The 17453-nt window shown below is 54.0% G+C and carries 21 protein-coding genes and 2 tRNA genes; 12 read left to right on the forward strand and 11 right to left on the reverse strand.

The window, feature by feature from the left end:
- The first annotated feature begins 316 nt into the window (after positions 1-316).
- On the forward strand, positions 317-592 hold the full coding sequence (locus CKW31_RS29775; RefSeq protein WP_176469822.1) for a hypothetical protein: 276 nt from the start codon (positions 317-319) through the stop codon (positions 590-592).
- Positions 593-989: 397 nt separating this feature from the next.
- Entirely contained in the window at positions 990-1259 is a 270-nt protein-coding gene (locus tag CKW31_RS07835; protein WP_095093794.1) for a superinfection immunity protein, read from the forward strand.
- Positions 1260-1388: 129 nt separating this feature from the next.
- Here CKW31_RS07835 and CKW31_RS07840 read toward each other — a convergent pair whose 3' ends face one another.
- A complete protein-coding gene (locus CKW31_RS07840; protein WP_095093795.1) occupies positions 1389-1571 on the reverse strand; it encodes a hypothetical protein in 183 nt (60 codons plus the stop codon).
- A 307-nt stretch (positions 1572-1878) separates the two neighbouring features.
- On the opposite strand from CKW31_RS07840, the gene CKW31_RS07845 reads away from it, so the two are divergent.
- A complete protein-coding gene (locus tag CKW31_RS07845) occupies positions 1879-2142 on the forward strand; it encodes a hypothetical protein (protein WP_095093796.1) in 264 nt (87 codons plus the stop codon).
- Positions 2143-2460: 318 nt separating this feature from the next.
- Positions 2461-2703, forward strand: coding sequence for a hypothetical protein (locus CKW31_RS07855; protein ID WP_095093798.1), 243 nt, complete (start codon positions 2461-2463; stop codon positions 2701-2703).
- Between the two features lie 419 nt (positions 2704-3122).
- Here the strand turns inward: CKW31_RS07855 and CKW31_RS07865 are convergent, their stop codons facing one another.
- Both CKW31_RS07865 and CKW31_RS07870 read right to left on the reverse strand, forming a co-directional pair.
- Positions 3123-5024 carry a potassium transporter Kup gene (locus tag CKW31_RS07865; RefSeq protein WP_176469823.1) on the reverse strand — a complete coding sequence of 634 codons (1902 nt, stop codon included), beginning with the start codon at positions 5022-5024 and terminating at the stop codon, positions 3123-3125.
- Between the two features lie 289 nt (positions 5025-5313).
- Positions 5314-5646: a hypothetical protein gene (locus CKW31_RS07870; RefSeq protein WP_095093800.1), complete on the reverse strand. Its 333-nt coding sequence runs from the start codon at positions 5644-5646 to the stop codon at positions 5314-5316.
- A 214-nt stretch (positions 5647-5860) separates the two neighbouring features.
- Here CKW31_RS07870 and CKW31_RS07875 point away from each other — a divergent pair, with 214 nt between their 5' ends.
- On the forward strand, positions 5861-6697 hold the full coding sequence (locus CKW31_RS07875) for a PhzF family phenazine biosynthesis protein (protein WP_176469824.1): 837 nt from the start codon (positions 5861-5863) through the stop codon (positions 6695-6697).
- Between the two features lie 119 nt (positions 6698-6816).
- Here CKW31_RS07875 and CKW31_RS07880 read toward each other — a convergent pair whose 3' ends face one another.
- Positions 6817-7650, reverse strand: a complete 834-nt coding sequence (locus CKW31_RS07880) for a helix-turn-helix transcriptional regulator (protein WP_095093801.1) — start codon at positions 7648-7650, stop codon at positions 6817-6819.
- A gap of 98 nt (positions 7651-7748) precedes the next feature.
- On the opposite strand from CKW31_RS07880, the gene CKW31_RS07885 reads away from it, so the two are divergent.
- Positions 7749-8648 (forward strand): SDR family oxidoreductase, encoded by a 900-nt coding sequence (locus CKW31_RS07885; protein ID WP_095093802.1) that lies wholly within the window; start codon positions 7749-7751, stop codon positions 8646-8648.
- A 116-nt stretch (positions 8649-8764) separates the two neighbouring features.
- Here the strand turns inward: CKW31_RS07885 and CKW31_RS07890 are convergent, their stop codons facing one another.
- Entirely contained in the window at positions 8765-9478 is a 714-nt protein-coding gene (locus CKW31_RS07890; protein WP_371856710.1) for a hypothetical protein, read from the reverse strand.
- A gap of 394 nt (positions 9479-9872) precedes the next feature.
- Here CKW31_RS07890 and CKW31_RS07895 point away from each other — a divergent pair, with 394 nt between their 5' ends.
- The 3 genes from CKW31_RS07895 (at position 9873) to CKW31_RS07905 (ending at position 11148) form a co-directional block, all read left to right on the forward strand.
- Positions 9873-10364, forward strand: a complete 492-nt coding sequence (locus CKW31_RS07895) for a GNAT family N-acetyltransferase (RefSeq protein ID WP_095093804.1) — start codon at positions 9873-9875, stop codon at positions 10362-10364.
- Positions 10365-10459: 95 nt separating this feature from the next.
- Entirely contained in the window at positions 10460-10750 is a 291-nt protein-coding gene (locus tag CKW31_RS07900) for a hypothetical protein (protein ID WP_095093805.1), read from the forward strand.
- Between the two features lie 95 nt (positions 10751-10845).
- On the forward strand, positions 10846-11148 hold the full coding sequence (locus tag CKW31_RS07905) for a hypothetical protein (RefSeq protein ID WP_176469825.1): 303 nt from the start codon (positions 10846-10848) through the stop codon (positions 11146-11148).
- A 240-nt stretch (positions 11149-11388) separates the two neighbouring features.
- Here the strand turns inward: CKW31_RS07905 and CKW31_RS07910 are convergent.
- From CKW31_RS07910 to CKW31_RS07935, 6 genes are all read right to left on the reverse strand, one after another.
- A tRNA-Cys gene (locus tag CKW31_RS07910) sits at positions 11389-11462 on the reverse strand.
- A 46-nt stretch (positions 11463-11508) separates the two neighbouring features.
- Positions 11509-11584 (reverse strand) — tRNA-Gly (locus CKW31_RS07915).
- Positions 11585-11647: 63 nt separating this feature from the next.
- Positions 11648-12208, reverse strand: coding sequence for a CDP-diacylglycerol--glycerol-3-phosphate 3-phosphatidyltransferase (gene pgsA, locus CKW31_RS07920; protein WP_027898587.1), 561 nt, complete (start codon positions 12206-12208; stop codon positions 11648-11650).
- A 32-nt stretch (positions 12209-12240) separates the two neighbouring features.
- Entirely contained in the window at positions 12241-14064 is a 1824-nt protein-coding gene (uvrC, locus tag CKW31_RS07925) for an excinuclease ABC subunit UvrC (protein WP_095094010.1), read from the reverse strand.
- A gap of 1 nt (position 14065) precedes the next feature.
- Complete coding sequence (gene uvrY, locus CKW31_RS07930) at positions 14066-14710, reverse strand: UvrY/SirA/GacA family response regulator transcription factor (RefSeq protein WP_027898589.1); 645 nt, start codon at positions 14708-14710, stop codon at positions 14066-14068.
- A 198-nt stretch (positions 14711-14908) separates the two neighbouring features.
- Positions 14909-15262 (reverse strand): helix-turn-helix domain-containing protein, encoded by a 354-nt coding sequence (locus CKW31_RS07935; RefSeq protein ID WP_095093806.1) that lies wholly within the window; start codon positions 15260-15262, stop codon positions 14909-14911.
- Between the two features lie 81 nt (positions 15263-15343).
- Between CKW31_RS07935 and CKW31_RS07940 the strand changes: the two genes are divergently transcribed.
- The 3 genes from CKW31_RS07940 (at position 15344) to CKW31_RS07945 (ending at position 17355) form a co-directional block, all read left to right on the forward strand.
- Positions 15344-15577, forward strand: coding sequence for a DNA-binding protein (locus CKW31_RS07940; protein WP_027898591.1), 234 nt, complete (start codon positions 15344-15346; stop codon positions 15575-15577).
- A gap of 233 nt (positions 15578-15810) precedes the next feature.
- Complete coding sequence (locus CKW31_RS29780) at positions 15811-15954, forward strand: hypothetical protein (RefSeq protein WP_176469826.1); 144 nt, start codon at positions 15811-15813, stop codon at positions 15952-15954.
- Positions 15955-16272: 318 nt separating this feature from the next.
- Complete coding sequence (locus CKW31_RS07945; protein ID WP_095093807.1) at positions 16273-17355, forward strand: 3-deoxy-7-phosphoheptulonate synthase; 1083 nt, start codon at positions 16273-16275, stop codon at positions 17353-17355.
- Positions 17356-17453 lie beyond the last annotated feature (98 nt).

Consider the following 17453-nt stretch of genomic DNA (forward strand, 5'->3'; position numbering starts at 1 on the left):
GCTCAGCATTTCGAAAGCCAATTCAAGTACTGTGCGGAATACCGGAAAACGTGGCTGGCAGGAAGGGCACTTCTGCGTTGAGACCGAGAATGGGCCGCCAAGTGGCGTATGATCAGCGTGGCCGATGCGCTATGGGGGGGTACGCGAAACTCTCGCCTCGTTCGGCAACAAATCTGTATTCGTATTAATGAAGGATAGCGACTCAGCAGGCGCTGAGTAGTCCAGGTATGGGGGGCATTTCATTATCACTGAGACACGAGTTCTGAACTCGTCACGCAATTGTTCGAGCGGCCGCACTAGCAGGGCTGGCGCCAATATGACCAGCCGCGATGCATCAGAACAGGCCTGCGCTGGAATGTCAGCCAATGCTAAGCAAACGCGCAGGCGGCTTCTCATCAGCTTTGCGATAGAGGTATTCACGCCATACCCGAAAGGCGCTCTGCTGACGCGAGCATGCATCCCTCCATTGCTCACCGCCAACCTGTCCCACGTGCAGGGACATCATTATCTCAGTCGCTCTGTCGAGTTCAACAACCAGATCATGTGCGTTCGTTGTGTCAAAAAAATTGGAGTTCATAAAAATCCCTTTTAATTATTGGCTATTTATCGACTAGTCATCTCCTTGATAGTGCTCGGGTTCTGACGAACGGTAAGGTTATGGAGTCCGACCCATGTATTGAGCAACGCCCACTTCCCCACTAAAGCTTTTACAGCCTCGCGATCATCGGCGAGCGAGGCCATGCCATGAACAGACCAGTCAATCAGATGGATTTTCGACTGTCGCAGTTCAGGCACGAAAAACTCCAGGATCATAATCAACGTGGTTATTCCAAAGACATGATGTAGTGGTCAAGGGGACAAGAAGCCGGACCCTACATTCAGGCTATCGACCCTATAGATTTTTTTGAGCAGGATTCTTTTCGCCACACGCCCATAGTGATATCAGAACGCCTCCATCGGCGCGACGATAACTCGATAAGGCGCTTTAGATGCATATCTTTGGTTGGATCCTGCTGATCCTTCTACTCACGTTCAGCTACCTATGTCGAAATGGCGAGGGCTTGGCCGCTACAGCTGCAAACCTATTGTTCATCACAAGCGCAGTCGGACTTTATTTCTACCCCACTCTTTACGCCATCACTCATGGGGTCGAGATCCGCAATTCGATCTTCAAGCTGAACCTGCTGTTGGGATGGACCGGCATCGGCTGGCTGGCGGCCTATTACCGTGCGATTGTTTTCAGGATGGAGAGCAGATAAAAGGCCCAACCAACCGGCCATTCTTCACATTGTTTTCACATAGAGTCTCGTAATCTAATTACAGGCTCTATCAGGCCTTAGCCCGCTCCCCCATCGCGGGCTTTTCTTTGCGCGGAATTAAGGTATTCGTCAGCCGCCCTCCTCCTGATCTTCCTTGTGCAAATCCACAACCAGGTTCGCCGCCTCTTCTTCTGACTCCAGATAATGAAGCGTTCCGTCGTGACTTTTCACTTCGATCAGGGCTTCAAGATCGGGGCGACGATGCTCACTTGGGATATCTTCACCGGTTAGCGTTTTCAATGTGACTGCCATGAGCGTTCCTCCTTAAAAGAAAGCTGACAAAGAGACCTGCCGACAATTCAACCGGCTTGGCCTGATTCTGATAGCCAGAATGGCGCATACACCGACTGCCGCTCCTCTATCGCCCCAACCGAGCGATCCTGAACCGCGAGCAATCCCATCTGACAGTCACCGAGCCGTCGTCATCACCAGTCAAATCCTGCTTGTCCTCAGCCAAGTGAAACGCTTCATCGAGTGCCTTGAAGGCCCGATATCCTTGGCCTATGCTCGAAATTGATGGTCCATGACGGGTCAGTTTTTCACGCTTGGGAGAAATTCAATGAGCAAATTCATTCTGTCGGCAATAACCGCTACTTTCCTGATGGGCGCGGCCGTACCTCTCGCCTTGGCTGAAAGCGAACTGGAGAAAGGCATCCGGCACGACAATCGTGAATTGGACAAAGGTGTTGAACATGATGCAAAGGAAGTGGATAAAGGCGTGAAGCACGACGCAGACGAGGTGGATAAAGGCGCTAAACATGATGACAAAGAGCGCCACAAGGCTGACAAGCACATCGACAAAGAGGTGAAAAAGGATCTCTGAGCCAAACGCGCAAGCCGTGCATGATGCGGGCTTCTTTATGTTTATCATTATGATTGTCAAACGCTCAGACCGGGCCTTAGAATGCCTCGCCCTGGACTGCCGATTCGATAACGGCGCGGAACATTATTTTAAATCAAGGGCTTACACAGATTTCTGGCGTAGGCCCTTGTTGTTTTCCGGGCCTCAAAACCATAGCCGCGACTCAACCCTTTTCTCGCTAAATATCGAGTACGTATTCAAGATACAATTTGGCGCGTCTTCGACCTCTGAACTACCTCTGAACTAAAGAGGGTCGACTTTAAAAAGGACCAGACAGGCATGACCAGGGATAATCAGGAACTTCGGGATGCACTTGTGTCGGCAGCATTTCTGCTCAAGTGGTCGTCCGCGGATCTGCACAAAAAGGCGCAGGATTTAGCTGATGCTGGCAACCAGACGGAAGCTGATGCAATACGGGAAATCGTAAATAATTATCAGGCTTGCGAATCGAACCTGCTCAGCTTCGCAGATGAAGTGAAGGCTGGACGAATTAATCGGGAATCCGTCGAAGAGCCTCGCTAGCTCGACGCAAATCACCTGCAGCCGCTATTCGCGCGCTCGAAGCAAGGCGCGAATAGCGACGTCGGCTGCTCAGCAGGCGCCAGGCGGAATACCACCCTTATTGAAATCCTTCAGACGTTCCTGCTCTTCCTTGGTGGAATGAGCAGGTGTGTCATCTTTCGGCGGCTCTTTCTTTTCGTCAGTCATTGCACTGTCCTCATGGTTGGTGCTGTTTCGGCACCTTGAGGGAGCGGCAGTTCAAATTGTTCTCTGCCCGCGTGGAGAACCTTTTACAGGCGCTGGGGACAAGTTCGGTTCGAACGTCAGCGGCAAGCCAAGCGGGCATCAACCTTCTCTACGGCTAGCACGTGTCCTGAAAGGTTCACGGACCAGCCTGGATTGGCATTCAAGCAGCGCAAGCCCCCCAGAGTCGGCCTTACCTACATCTCCACTTGTGTACCGAGCTCAATAACCCGGTTAACCGGCAAATTGAAGTACCTGAGGCTTCCGTTGGCGTTCTTCAACATGAACGAGAAGAGGCGTTCTCTCCAAAGCGCCATCCCGATCTGTTTGGTAGGGATGATGGTTTCTCGACTCAGGAAATACGTTGTACGCATCGGAGCAAACTCCAGTCCATCGAATCGACAGTGGAGCAGCGCGCGGGGTACATCCGGCTCTTCAATAAAACCGAAATTAAGAGTGACTCTGTAAAACCCTTCCCCACAGCTTTCTACCTCAACACGCTCATTGGGCGGCACCCGTGGTCTCTCGTCAGATATGACCGTCAAGAGAACGACCTGCTCATGCAACACCTGATTGTGCAGCATGTTGTGCAGCAAGGCATGTGGAACCGCGCCGGACTTAGCCGTCAGGAAGACCGCCGTGCCTTGCACCCGATGCGGCGGGCCAGCGGCAATACTCTCGACAAATACCGGCAGAGCAAGATGGGTTTCATCCAGTCGCTCCATCAAGATTTCACGACCCCGCTTCCACGTTGTCATCAACACGAAGAGCGCGATGCCCGCAACGACCGGAAACGCACCGCCCTGGAAAATCTTCGGCACATTGGCAGCGAAATACAGACCATCGACGAGCAGAAATCCGAACAGCATGGGAATGGCAAACCAGCGTGGTGCCTTCCACAGCAGCAGAGCAACTGCCGAAGCCAGAAAGGTGGTAATCAACATCGTGCCAGTTACAGCGACCCCATAAGCGGCAGCCAATGCACCTGACGATTCAAAGCCGATGACCAGAAGTACGACGCCGACCATCAAGGCCCAGTTTACAACGCCTATATAGATCTGCCCTTGCTCTTGGCTTGAGGTGTGTTGAATGAACATTCGCGGCACATAGCCCAATTGAATGGCCTGATGGGTCAGCGAAAACGCGCCCGAAATGACGGCCTGTGAGGCGATAACAGTTGCCAAAGTCGACAGCGCTACCATGGGCAGCAGTGCCCAGTCAGGTGCCAACAGATAAAATGGGTTCCGCACGGTATCCGGTGCACCCAATATCAGCGCGCCTTGGCCGAAGTAGTTCAACACCAGGCCTGGCAAGACCAACAGAAACCACGCCCTTGCAATCGGCTTGCGCCCGAAATGGCCCATGTCAGCATAAAGGGCTTCTGCACCCGTCAAGGCGAGCACGACAGCGCCCAGAATCGTGATGCCGATACCTGGGTGACTGATGAAAAAATTGAACGCCCATACCGGATTCAGTGCCTGCAGCACCTCTGGACGCTGAATGATACCGTGCACGCCCAAGCAACCCAGGACGACGAACCAAAGAACCATGACCGGGCCGAACAGCGCACCAATCTTTGCAGTCCCGTGTTTCTGGATGGCAAATAACGCGATCAAAATAATCGTAGCTATAAGTACGACCCACGCGCTGATGCCATCAAACGCCAGATCAAGGCCCTCAACCGCTGACAGAACCGAAATCGCAGGGGTGATCATGCTGTCGCCGTAAAACAGCGCGGCACCAAAGATCCCAAGCATGACTAACAGCGTTTGCAGTCTCGGAAGCCCCACCGTTGCTCTGCGAGCCAGCACTGTCAGCGCCATAATGCCGCCCTCACCCTGATGACTTGCTCGAAGGATGAACAGCACATATTTAATCGTTACGACCCAGATGAGCGACCAAAAGATGAGTGACAGAACGCCATAGACCCCAGCTTCTGTGGGCAGCACCCCGTAATGGCCGCCGAAAATCTCTTTCATCGTATATAAAGGGCTGGTACCGATATCTCCATACACAACGCCAATGGCGGCAATTAGCAGTCCGCTTGCTGTGCTTTTTTTAACGGTACTCTCAGCGGTAATGGTCGACGATTGAGTCAAGAGCGGTTCTCACTGTGTTGGGGGCGGTTCTATGAGCAGGACGCATTTCTTCGCCTGACAGAGGCCATACACGAATTCTTCAATACGCGCGTTGTGTTTGATTAGCGGAGGTTTCGCCACGCCGTTTCGGGCGCCAGGTTATCCGGCCCAGAGTGACCGTCAGACGTCTTAGCGAAAGGCGTAAATTTTAGGTAAATCGAGAGGATGGAATATAAAGAAAACGTAAAATCTTCAGGTCGCAAAAAAACCGTTAGCTTCCAGGCGCCTGACGCTTACCTGAAGGCAGTGTTTATTTAGTGAAGCAAGTCTGTAGAACCTGACCAGATGTTTCATCTATCCGGCAATTGAATCCAGAAAAATTTCCTACCCAAAGGGGCTCCTCATTCGTTACACCGGTATAGGCATCGACTGCCCCGATTCCAATAGCGGGTGCTCGCCAAAGTAAATTGCCTGACGAGTCGTAGCAGAAAAGATTTCGCGCAGGAGCACTCCTCTCAAAAGCCATCCAGTCAAACGTCACCAGCACCCGTCGATTGATCAACACAGCTTCAAGGGCGGGATATTCAACTTCAAACCTTATCCCCTCTCCGAAAATCCAGTTGCCGCTGACTTCGAGTTGCATACACTCTTCCTGTCCATCACCGCGATGGTTACTCCATTGCGGTTTACTACCGTATCACGCTGCCAACGCAGAAGATTAATCAGATTGGTGAGTTGCTGCCGCATAGTCGATGGCACCACGCAGTACCTGGGTGCTGATCGATCAAGTATGTGGACACTATCCTGCGATCTATTTAGGGTTACCTTTCACATGTATGCCGACTTGCGAGAGCTTTATGCCCAATACACTGAGTTTTCACCAGGTCGATGTATTCGCTAGCAAGCCCCTGGAAGGCAATGCCCTCGCAGTCGTAAGCGACGCTGATGATCTGACCACCGAACAAATGGCTGCGTTCGCACGCTGGACAAACCTCAGCGAGACTACATTTCTCATGCGTCCTGCCAATCCTGATGCGGATTATCGTGTACGTATCTTTACTCCAATGCGTGAACTTCCCTTCGCTGGCCACCCTACCTTAGGCAGCTGTTACGTGTGGCTGGGGGATAATGGTTTATCGCAACGTAAAGAAGTCGTTCAGGAATGTGGTGCAGGTTTGGTTCACATCCGATGCGACGGCCCTCGCCTGGCTTTCGCGGCACCACCATTGCTACGTGGAGGCGCAGTTGAAGACGAGGTTTTGCACCGCATCATCGAGGGGTTGCGTATTGCACCTGACCGTATCATTGCGAGCCAATGGGCAGACAACGGCCCGGGTTGGGTTGTCGTAATGCTGCGGTCGCGTGAAGAACTGTTGGCAATACATCCAGACTATGCAGCACTGAACGGGTTGAACGTAGGAGCCTTTGCGCCTTGGGTCGGGCGAGATGCAGGAGCTGATATCGAAGTTCGAGCCTTTATTAGTAACAGGTCTACCGAAGACCCTGTTACTGGTAGCCTTAATGCCGGCCTTGCCCAATGGCTAATACCAGCCGGGCTAATACCAAAACGATATGCCGCCAGCCAAGGTACAGCGTTGGGACGTCTCGGACGAATTCAGGTGGAACAAATTGGCGAGCGTATCTGGGTCGGAGGGGAAGTTCAAAACTGCATTACCGGTCGAGTGTCTTTTTAGCAGATGATTAAAAAGATTGCCGTTGCAAGACATGTTTATTTCGCAAGCACCTTACAACGGCACCTTATAGCCAGGTCGGCGTAGGTCAAGCGGATATGATCCGGGCACTTGACCTGATATCAGCTGGCTAACGACGCTTGAATAAGTGCACGGATTCGATCAGCGTCCGATTTCGTCATAGGACTATAAACAATCATTCCCAGGTCCGGGCGGCCTTCTACGGCAAAGCCGGAATATTCGAGTTCGATCAATCCAAGGGTTTCGTGTCGCAGGCGTTTGACTCCGTCGCCATGGACACGCACATCATTGTCACGCCAGAACGAAGCAAATTCGGGGCTCTGTGCACAGAGTTCTTCCACAAGTCTGGCGACTTCCGATTGGGCACCGGCCCGAATGGCATCCGCCCTGAATGCACCGACCACAAACCTTGCCGTTGCTTCCCAGTCAAGTTGCCCCGCGCGAATCTTCGGGCTGCAGAAAATCAGCCGCAGGATATTGCGCTGTTCCACCGGCAGCGTCCCATAGTCAGTGAGCACAGCCGCCGCGGCACGGTTCCAGGCAAGCACATCCCATGTCGCGCTTTTGATAATAGCTGGGCTGGTCTCAAAACTGTCCAGCAGCCGTTGTAGCCGGGGTGTAACTCCCTCGGGCGGCTTGTAGACAACTTCCGGCGGATGGCCGAACGCGAGCATGAAAACATGCTCTCGCTCGGAGTCGGTCAACAAAAGACTTTCAACAATCCGGTTCAACACTTCCGCTGACGGGTTTCCGCCCCGGCCTTGCTCAAGCCACGTATACCAGGTGGGGCTGATATTTGCCCTGGCCGCAACTTCCTCCCGACGTAAACCAGGAGTGCGACGTCGCCCTGCCGGGAATCCGAGAGCCAAAGGATCAATACGGCCCCGACAATCCTTCAAGTAAAGTCCCAGTGCGTTATTCGACGGGTCCGGCATGTTTTATCCCAGTAGTATTTATACCCTGATAATGTCCCTGCTTTTACAGGATGCAGCTTAAGCGCACTGTATCGGATCAGCACATAGAGAGTTCGATCATGCGTATCTTTTTAACCGGTTCAACAGGGTTTATTGGCTCAAATGTCGCGTCGGAGCTGATTGCATCAGGGCACGAGGTATCCGGACTTACGCGTTCCGAGTCAGGTAGACAAGCGCTGGCAGCAATCGGGGTGCACGCTTATCCGGGAAATATCGAAGACCTGCAAAGCCTGCAACGTGGTGCCAGCGAATGTGATGGCGTGATCCATACCGCCTTCGATCACAACTTTGCGAACTTTGTGGAAAACTGCCAGAAGGATCGACGTGCAATTCTTGCTCTCGGTGCGGCACTTGAAGGAAGTGACCGCCCGCTGATCATCACCTCAAGCACGGCAATGGGTTCGACGGTGCCCGGGCAAAAAGCGCTCGAGAACTCTTTTAACCCTGACCATCCCAATCCCAGAGTGGCCTCGGAATTGGCGGGCCTGGAACTGTCTCAACGAGGCGTTAATGTCTCGGTCATGCGCCTTTCCCAGATTCACGACACCAGAAAGCAAGGCTTGGTGACGGAGGTCATTGGATTAGCCCGCAAGACTGGAATCTCTGCTTATATCGAAGGCGCGCTCAACGGCTGGTCCGCAACGCATATCAAGGACACGGCGCAGCTGTATCGCCTGGCATTGGAAAGGCAGGCATCCGGTTCGCGCTATCACGCTACCGCTGAAGAGTCTGTTCCATTCAGGCGCATCGCGGAGATGATCGCCCATAAATGGGGGCTACCGTTAGTTGCTCTGGATGCGGAAAGCGCAGCCGCTCATTTTGGCTGGCTAACCCCTTTCGTGAGCAAAGATATGTCTGCCTCCAGCGCCCTGACCAGAGAGGCCTTGCAATGGAATCCACAGGGGCCAACGCTTTTGACTGATTTGCAGAACATGCGGGACGACGGTCTGGCGAACTAATGCTATCCCTCTCGACTCATGTCACGGCCGCGCTGGCAACGCGGCCTTTACACCTTGGCGAATCCTTTCGAACAAAGCACAAGCATGCGTACGCGCGCACGCCGCTTACTTGCCCACTACTGTACCGGCAGAAAATTCATCAGCAATAAACTCTGCGCGTAATTAAGGCCAATACGCCGGTAACGCTCATCCTGAATCTGCGCCAGCAAATCCAGACGCGCGACTATCTTGCCAAACTCCACGGCGAAACTCAGGTTACTGGTTTGGTCGGATATCTCATTGGAGAACAGCAGCAGGTCGCCATTGGCATCCTGACGCTGGCTCAGCAACCAGGTGGCTTTTTCGATATTGCGGGCAGCATTGCTGACGAACTGCGGATTGATGGAGTCCGTTACATAAAACTCGGTGCGGCCTCCGTGAGCAGTGATCAGCATGCTACCAATCGCGTAGATGAATGCCCCCACACGATCGCCGCGAAACTCCGGACTCAAGGAATAACTTAGCGCTGCCAGATCCCGACGCTCCCCAAGGGCAGGCAACGGCTGACGCAATTCTATGGCTTGGCGGATCGCCCGCGCGGCACTGACCTCATCGGTGTAACCCGATTGCCGCCACTGGTTAGGATTGCGCATATAAAGCTTGTTCATCAACAGATACAGGCTTTGCAGATTGTCGTGCATGCCTAACGTGGCCATACGGTCAACGCTGGTCTGGAAGATCTCGTCAGGTTTGCCTTTGCTGAATTGATTGGCGATATCGCGGCCCTGCTGCTGGCTGCAACCGCTGATACCGAGCAGAAAAACCACCGCCAGCACAAGCCGCTGGCGCATCAATTGAATGAAACATGCAGGTAACGTGCGATCCATCGGCACTCAGTCAGATTCGCTGTCCGCGCGGGAAATCAGCGCGGTCGGGACAGACATAGATCGGGAAAATCGAGAAAAGTGCGGTATGGGGGCCGGATTGGTGAATCGCCCCGCGAATCAGCCATGCTACGGAAGTGATTGAAATGCACTTTTTGTAGGCGCTGCCGGAGGCTGCGATGGCGGTGTGTCAGGGTGAATGCCTCGCAGCCTTCGGCAGCTCCTTACGGGTTCGATCCAGATTTCCAGCTCGCGCGTAGCGAGTTATGGACAGGAGTCACAGGCGGCGGAGGCTGGACGCTTACTCCTGAAATACCATAGTCTGTTTTTTCTTCGACACCCACCCGGCAACGAGAAAGTAATGATCGAACCACAAGGACGTATCGAGTTTTCCGGGCTGCAATGCCGACCTCTTGGGCGAGATGACGCCAATATGATCAGCTTGCACCGTCAAACAATGTTTCTTGAAGCTGGCGGGGATCCTGAGAATTTACGAGTCATGACTGAACATTTTCGGCCATGGCTCAAGGAGCGCCTGGATGACGGTCGTTACTACGGATTTGCACTCTGCGATGCTGATCAGGTTGTTGCAGCGATTGGTCTTATGACCATCGACTGGCCACCCCACCCTTCGCACCCCACCATGGGTCAGCGTGGTTACGTGCTCAATGTATTTGTCGAGCCGGCATACCGGCGTCGTGGCCTGGCTTCAGGCTTGATGCAACTAGCCGAGGCTGAGTTTGCCAGACGAGGACTCACCTTCGCCGTGCTACACGCAACCAAGACTGGAAAGCCCGTGTATGAGCAAATTGGCTGGATGGGAACCTCTGAAATGGCCAAAACCATCACATGATAACAACCGCTTCGGACCTATAGCCGGCGTTCAAGAATCGTCTCTCGCAGTCATGTTATGGTTAGAACCTGCACGGTAAGGTAAGAAGATAAAACATGGATCTGATTCAGCTCACGCCTGCGACATATCACACAACGGATGATTATTGGCAGCTTCTTCGCGCAAGAGATGGCTCAATCTATATCCTCGTCAACTGCGAGGCGTCTTTTGTGAGTTATGAATGCCTGATTAAACTCAACGATGAAGAATTGCGCGACTACATAGGCTTAGGCTGGCTATCCATTCAGCACCTGGCTAACCGAATCAATTATTTTGTCAGTGAGTACAAAAGCCGCCGGATCACGGGCCCTTTGTTCGAAGCAGCCATTCAGGCTTCCAGGCTCTAAACATCTCCAGAAATCCGGGTAATCGCCAGTGGCGGCGATGCAGACCGAGCAGTAGTTTCTGGCTTCACCCGAGCGTTACAGATCGAGATTATCTGATGAATGACCCGAAACAGGCTCTCAACAAAATAGAAGATCTTCTCAGCGCTGCACGCGGGACAGACGATCTGTTTCTGCATGCCGCGGCATTCAGCGCGATATCTATCCTTACTAAAGGACTCGATGAGTATTTCAAGGAGCGCGCTCCGTACGCTGCCGAAAACATCGAGCGGCTACGCTCTCACTCATCATCGATGCTCGGATACGACATCACTCTCGGGCACAGTACAGAGCAGCACCACCTGTGGGCACTATCTGCAATTTCGGGCCTGAAGGAAGCGCTCGACAGGCTCGATAGATAAAGGAGGGGTTCTCGTACGGAACGACTCTTGGAGCGACCTGGATCAAGCCGATGACCACGAGATAGAGAAACCTGCCTTTCTTTCGCCGACTGGCTAAAAGCCCAACCGAAGAAAACAATCGAACCATTGGCAATATCACCTGCTATCGCAGGCAATGCGGATCGCTACCCCGATCGTTCCTGCAGGTTTTTCGAACGCAATAAAAAACCCGAAGACGTTAATCTTCGGGTTCTTTAATAGTGGAGGCCGAGGTCGGAATCGAACCGGCGTAAGCGGATTTGCAATCCGCGGCATAACCATTTTGCTACTCGGCCTCAAACATCCAGTGCCCAAACAACAAACACTCAATGTGTACAAACTTGGAGCGGGAAACGAGACTCGAACTCGCGACCCCGACCTTGGCAAGGTCGTGCTCTACCAACTGAGCTATTCCCGCATCTTGGTGACGGGCGCTATTCTATAGATTCAAACCGCGCCGTCAACCCTTTGTTTTAAAAACTTATTTTTTATCGGCCGTGGTTTTCAGATGCGGCCATGCAGCTCTCAGGTATTGCAGCATCGACCATAAAGTCAGGCCTGCTGCAAGAATCAGCAACACGTAACCCAACACCACCCAGAAAGTAAACGCAGGGGGATTAGCCAGCAGGATGACCAGCGCAAGCATTTGCGCAGCGGTCTTCCATTTGCCCAGGTTGGATACCGCAACCTGGGCCCTGGCGCCCAGTTCGGCCATCCATTCGCGCAACGCGGAAATGACGATCTCACGGCCGATAATCACCGCCGCAGGCAATGTCAGCCATAGATTGGCGTGGGCCTGAACCAGCAACACCAGTGCCACTGCAACCATCAGTTTGTCCGCCACCGGATCGAGAAACGCGCCAAACGGCGTGCTCTGCTCCAGACGGCGAGCCAGATAACCATCGAGCCAGTCGGTCGCCGCGGCAAAAGCGAACACGCTACTGGCTGCCATGTAGCTCCAGTGGTAAGGCAGATAAAACAGCAGAATGAAGATCGGAATCAGGAGGACACGTAGAACGGTGATCAGATTAGGGATATTCATCGGCACAACTTGCTACGAGGTGAGCGGGCATTCTACTCGCTGTGCAGGTTTGCATAAATCGACTCTGCAAGCTTTTTACTGATTCCGGGCGCTTTTGCGATTTCTTCGATGCTGGCGCGGGACAATTCCTGCAAACCACCAAAATGCTTGAGCAGGTCCCGACGCCGTGTCGGCCCTACTCCGGCAACGCCTTCAAGACTCGAAGTGCGCCGTGTCTTGCCGCGCCGTGCCCGGTGTCCAGTAATTGCAAAACGGTGAGCTTCGTCGCGAATCTGTTGAATCAGGTGCAGCGCCGGAGAATCCCCCGGCAGGGTAAATTCGTGAGCGGAATCGTTAAGGTACAGCGTTTCAAAGCCTGCCTTACGAGTAGTGCCTTTGGCAACACCCAGCAGGATCAGGTCAGGCACCGCCAGCTCATTCAATACATCCCGAGCCATGGACATCTGCCCTTTACCACCGTCAACCAGCAGAATATCCGGCAGCTTGCCCTCGCCGTCTTTCAGTTTGCTGAAACGCCGGGTAAGCGCCTGGTGCATGGCGGCATAGTCATCCCCCGCCGTAACACCTTCGATATTGTAGCGGCGATAATCCGACTTGATCGGCCCTTCAGGACCAAATACCACGCAGGAGGCCACTGTGGCTTCACCGCTGGAATGGCTGATGTCATAACACTCAAGGCGCAACGGCGGCTCGTCGAGTTTCAAAACCTTTTGCAGTGCATCGAAGCGCGCCGCCACATGCTGACGATTGGCAAGCCGCGCAGCCAATGCCTGTTCCGCGTTGGTCACCGCCATCTGCTGCCAGCGGGCACGAGTGCCACGCACCCGATGACTGATCACCAGCTCGCGGCCTCGGGACTCTTCAATGGCGTCGATCAGGGTCGGGAAGTCGTCATGCAGCACATTGACGATGATTTCAGCTGGCAGCTCACGATCAACACCGCCAAGGAAATACTGCGACAGGAAGGCCGACATGACCTCACCCACCTCCTCCTCGATACCGACCTGCGGGAAGAAGTTCTTGCTACCCAGCACCCTGCCCCCGCGCACGCTGATCAGGTGCACGCAAGCACCGCCGGGGTTGACGAACGCGGCAACGACATCCACATCACCCGTGCCGCCTTCCATGCTCTGTTGATCCTGAACCCGGCGCAGCAACGCAATCTGGTCGCGCAGTTCGGCAGCCTGTTCAAAATCCAGGCTCATGGCGGCTTTTTCCATCAGCGCGTTCAACTCGTCGGTCAGCGTATTACTGCGACCTTCGAGGAACATCACCGAGTGGCGCACATCTTCCGCGTAAACCTGGGGTTCCACGAGACCGACGCAAGGCCCCTTGCAGCGTTTGATCTGGTATTGCAGGCACGGTCGGGTGCGGTTCTTGTAAAAGCTGTCTTCGCACTGACGCACCAAAAAGGTCTTCTGCATCAGGCTCAGGCTTTCCCGCACCGCGCCGGCACTGGGGTAAGGACCGAAATAACGACCTTTGGATTTCTTGGCGCCGCGATGAATGCTCAGACGCGGAAAGTCGCCATCCGAAAGATAGACGTAGGGATAGGACTTATCGTCGCGCAGCAGAATGTTGTAGGGCGGCCGCCATTCTTTGATCAGCGTCTGCTCAAGCAGCAGCGCCTCGGTTTCATTGGCGGTGATGGTGGTTTCGATCTGAGCGATCCGCGAGACCAATGCACTGGTCTTTGGGGCGTGGCCGGTCTTGCGAAAGTAGCTCGCCAGCCGGTTTTTCAGATTCTTGGCTTTGCCGACATACAGCAGGCGCGCCTCGGTATCGAACATGCGATACACGCCAGGACGACCGCTACAGGTTGCAAGAAAGGCACTCGGGTCAAACGGTGGGTTCATTTCAGGCGCTGGCATCGACCATGCCGTGACGTACCGCCAGCAAAGCCAGCTCGACATCGCTGCCAATCGACAGCTTCTCAAAGATACGGTAACGGTAGGTATTTACGGTTTTGGGGGACAGACACAGCTTATCGGAGATGGTCTGGACTTTCTGGCAGCCAACGATCATCAGGGCAATTTGGATCTCACGCTCCGAGAGCAGATCGAAAGGCGAGTTGTTGACCTGCGGCTGAAAAGACTTGAGGGCCAGTTGCTGGGCGATCTGCGGACTGATGTAACGCTGCCCGGCAAAGACCAGACGAATGGCTTGCACCATTTCTGCCAGGCCAGCACCTTTGGTCATGTAACCCGCCGCCCCGGCTTGCAACAGCCGCGTTGGGAAAGGATCTTCCTCGCAGACCGTAACGGCCACAACCTTGATTTCAGGATGGCTGCGCAACATTTTGCGAGTCGCTTCCAGGCCGCCGATGCCGGGCATCTTGACGTCCATCAGCACAACGTCCGGTTTCAGCTCGCGCGCTTTCTTTAGCGATTCTTCGCCAGAGTCCGCCTGGCCAACTACCTGAAGCCCATCGATATCGGCCAACATGCGCGTAATGCCTGTCCGGACAAGATCATGGTCATCAACAACTAGCACCTTAATCAAGCAGACACCTCGCAAAACGGTCATAACGAATACGGGTCACCATAGCAAAAACAAAGGGCCAGACCTAGCGTCACGCAAGGTCTGGCCCACAATGATTTTGATATGGCGCTGAGGACACGCTATCACCGATGCCCTCAAATGATGAAATTATTTGCGCCGCTAATCGTTAACACAATGAAGTTTCAAACTCCCCCAGGGTTAACGCGCCTTGTTCTGGATCGCATATGAAGCTGACAGCTCAGCCATGGTGATGGTCAATCGCCTGATGGCATCCTGATCTTCCTTGGTAAGGGTACGGTAGCTACCCAGAACTTTCTCCTCAGCATTGCTTAGATTTTCGACAAGGATAGGCGTAGCGCTTCCGGTCAGAACAAACAATACATCCACGCCCTTGGCGGCGATGGCTGCGAGGTAATCGGCCTTGGGGGCACGGTCACCACTTTCGTATTTGCCCTGAGCGTTGGCCTCCACGCCTCCGATTTCTCCAAAAGCTCGCTGAGATAAACCCAGGCGTTCTCTTTCTTTTCTCAGTCGGGAACCTATTCCACTCATTTGAATGCGTAATCCTGTTGACCCCATCCTTACGAATGGTAGAATCGAGTTAAATTAAACTGATTTGAACGGTTTTGAACTATGCCCGGAATACGCACTGCCGCACAAGCCAAAGCATGGCTTGAACATCAAGGTAAATCTGTTCAAGAGTTTGCCCGTGAGCACAGCATTGATCCGGCAACCACATATCAGGTTTTGGCTGGCCGTAAGAAGGGTCGGCGTGGAGAAGCCCACAAAGTGGCGGTTTTACTGGGCATGAAAGACGGCATCATTCCCGCCGAGCCACAACGTCAGGTCGAAGCGGCTGCTGATTGAGATTTTTCTGCGTCAGAAAATGCAGATGAATACGCGGTATTAATGGACACTCGCCCGTAGGAATCTTCTCGATTCCTCTATGGTTTTAAACATCTTGTCTCGAACTCGTTGAACGAAAAAACGCGAGTCCCTCGACTGATCTCGCTGAATCCGCCTATAGCCGCCATTGATATTTCTGATTGAAATGGCCCGCAAGGCTGAAGTAAGCTCGCTGCACTTAACGGAGACGTGTCATGTTGCCATCCACCTCACAGCTACTGTTGCAGACCAGCGTTGATCGTCTGGCAGCGCGTGCAGCCGTGCGTGGTCAGTCAGCAAACGTCGCTCCGCAAAGCACTTCTTATTTTGGGTATTGGTTTAGCCACTGGCGCGCCTGATACCCATCCGGCGCCCATATCAAGGGGACGCCAACCAGAGAATTCTCTACCCCCGGTCGGCTACCCGACCGGGGGTTTTGTTTTTTAACGCCCCTGAAAATTGAATCGAATCGAGGATTACGACATGACCTACAGCACCTATTACCGCACCGACATTTGCACTGCCTGGCGATTTAGCAGCCTCCGTTCGGGACAGCAAGCCGCCTCCGTTCGGTCACTGACAGGTGGCAACCCATTACAGAACGCCCAACCGGCAAATTGTCGAACACCCCAGTAGGGCTCAAGCGGGCCTGACCCGCCAGCCCAGGAAGCAGAACCATGAATTCGTCTATCGCCGTGAAACCGTCCGACCTGTCGACCCGCAACCTGACCGTGCTCGACAGCATCCCTGCCCCGCAGCGCCTGCCGAGTACGCTGCAACTGAAATCCCAACTGCCTCTGGATCTGGCTTTAAGCGATCAAGTCGCCGCGCATCGCCGTGCTGTTCGCGCCATCCTCAATGGCGAAGACACCCGCCTGCTGGTAGTTGTAGGCCCCTGCTCCCTCCATGATCCGCAATCAGCGATCGAATACGCCGAACGCCTGGCAGCACTTGCCGGTGAAGTCAGCGATCAAATGCTGCTGGTGATGCGCGCCTACGTAGAAAAGCCTCGTACCACGGTCGGCTGGAAAGGCCTGGCCTATGATCCGCAACTCAATGGCAGCGATGACATGGCGGCGGGCCTGACGCTCTCACGTCATCTGATGCGCGAGATGCTGCGCCTGGGACTGCCTGTTGCAACAGAGATCCTGCAACCCATGGCAGCCGGCTACTTCGATGACCTGCTCAGTTGGGTAGCAATCGGCGCTCGCACCACTGAGTCGCAGATCCACCGGGAAATGGCCAGCGGCCTGTCCATGCCAGTGGGCTTCAAGAACGGGACTGACGGCGGCGTCGCCATTGCCTGTGACGCCATGCGTTCGGCTGCTCATGGGCATCGTCATTTCGGTATGGATCGCCAGGGGCATCCGGCGATTATCGAAACCCAAGGCAATCCGGACACTCACATCGTGCTGCGCGGTGGGCACAAAGGCCCTAACTACGATCGTCAGAACGTGGCGCAAGTACGCGAGAACCTGGCGAAACAGCGAATTGCCGAACGCATCATGGTCGACTGCAGTCACGCGAACAGTGGCAAAGACCCGTTGCGTCAGCCCGAGGTGTTCAATGAGGTGCTCGCGCAGCGCTTGGAAGGCGATTCATCGCTGGTCGGCATGATGATCGAAAGTCATCTGTTTGAAGGCTGCCAGCCGATCAGCGCATCCATGCGTTACGGGGTTTCGGTGACTGATGGCTGCCTGGGATGGGACTCGACCGAGCATCTGCTGCGCGACGCCGTAAGCAAATTGCGCTACAGGTAACGAGCGAAAAAGAGCGGCGGACAAACGCCGCTCAACGCATCCCATGGTTATTGCCCTGAACTTTATCGAGAAATGCCTTCCTTAATCCGGTAGGCTCT

This window comes from Pseudomonas sp. Irchel 3A5, from assembly GCF_900187575.1.
Taxonomy (GTDB): Bacteria; Pseudomonadota; Gammaproteobacteria; order Pseudomonadales; family Pseudomonadaceae; genus Aquipseudomonas; species Aquipseudomonas folii.

Coding starts and splice junctions, on each gene's coding strand:
- CKW31_RS29775 (WP_176469822.1), top strand. CDS start 317: ATGACCAGCCGCGATGCATCAGAACAGGCCTGCGCTGGAATGTCAGCC.
- CKW31_RS07835 (WP_095093794.1), top strand. CDS start 990: ATGCATATCTTTGGTTGGATCCTGCTGATCCTTCTACTCACGTTCAGC.
- CKW31_RS07840 (WP_095093795.1), bottom strand. CDS start 1,571: ATGGCAGTCACATTGAAAACGCTAACCGGTGAAGATATCCCAAGTGAG.
- CKW31_RS07845 (WP_095093796.1), top strand. CDS start 1,879: ATGAGCAAATTCATTCTGTCGGCAATAACCGCTACTTTCCTGATGGGC.
- CKW31_RS07855 (WP_095093798.1), top strand. CDS start 2,461: ATGACCAGGGATAATCAGGAACTTCGGGATGCACTTGTGTCGGCAGCA.
- CKW31_RS07870 (WP_095093800.1), bottom strand. CDS start 5,646: ATGCAACTCGAAGTCAGCGGCAACTGGATTTTCGGAGAGGGGATAAGG.
- CKW31_RS07875 (WP_176469824.1), top strand. CDS start 5,861: ATGCCCAATACACTGAGTTTTCACCAGGTCGATGTATTCGCTAGCAAG.
- CKW31_RS07880 (WP_095093801.1), bottom strand. CDS start 7,650: ATGCCGGACCCGTCGAATAACGCACTGGGACTTTACTTGAAGGATTGT.
- CKW31_RS07885 (WP_095093802.1), top strand. CDS start 7,749: ATGCGTATCTTTTTAACCGGTTCAACAGGGTTTATTGGCTCAAATGTC.
- CKW31_RS07890 (WP_371856710.1), bottom strand. CDS start 9,478: ATGCGCCAGCGGCTTGTGCTGGCGGTGGTTTTTCTGCTCGGTATCAGC.
- CKW31_RS07895 (WP_095093804.1), top strand. CDS start 9,873: ATGATCGAACCACAAGGACGTATCGAGTTTTCCGGGCTGCAATGCCGA.
- CKW31_RS07900 (WP_095093805.1), top strand. CDS start 10,460: ATGGATCTGATTCAGCTCACGCCTGCGACATATCACACAACGGATGAT.
- CKW31_RS07905 (WP_176469825.1), top strand. CDS start 10,846: ATGAATGACCCGAAACAGGCTCTCAACAAAATAGAAGATCTTCTCAGC.
- pgsA (WP_027898587.1), bottom strand. CDS start 12,208: ATGAATATCCCTAATCTGATCACCGTTCTACGTGTCCTCCTGATTCCG.
- uvrC (WP_095094010.1), bottom strand. CDS start 14,064: ATGAACCCACCGTTTGACCCGAGTGCCTTTCTTGCAACCTGTAGCGGT.
- CKW31_RS07935 (WP_095093806.1), bottom strand. CDS start 15,262: ATGAGTGGAATAGGTTCCCGACTGAGAAAAGAAAGAGAACGCCTGGGT.
- CKW31_RS07940 (WP_027898591.1), top strand. CDS start 15,344: ATGCCCGGAATACGCACTGCCGCACAAGCCAAAGCATGGCTTGAACAT.
- CKW31_RS29780 (WP_176469826.1), top strand. CDS start 15,811: ATGTTGCCATCCACCTCACAGCTACTGTTGCAGACCAGCGTTGATCGT.
- CKW31_RS07945 (WP_095093807.1), top strand. CDS start 16,273: ATGAATTCGTCTATCGCCGTGAAACCGTCCGACCTGTCGACCCGCAAC.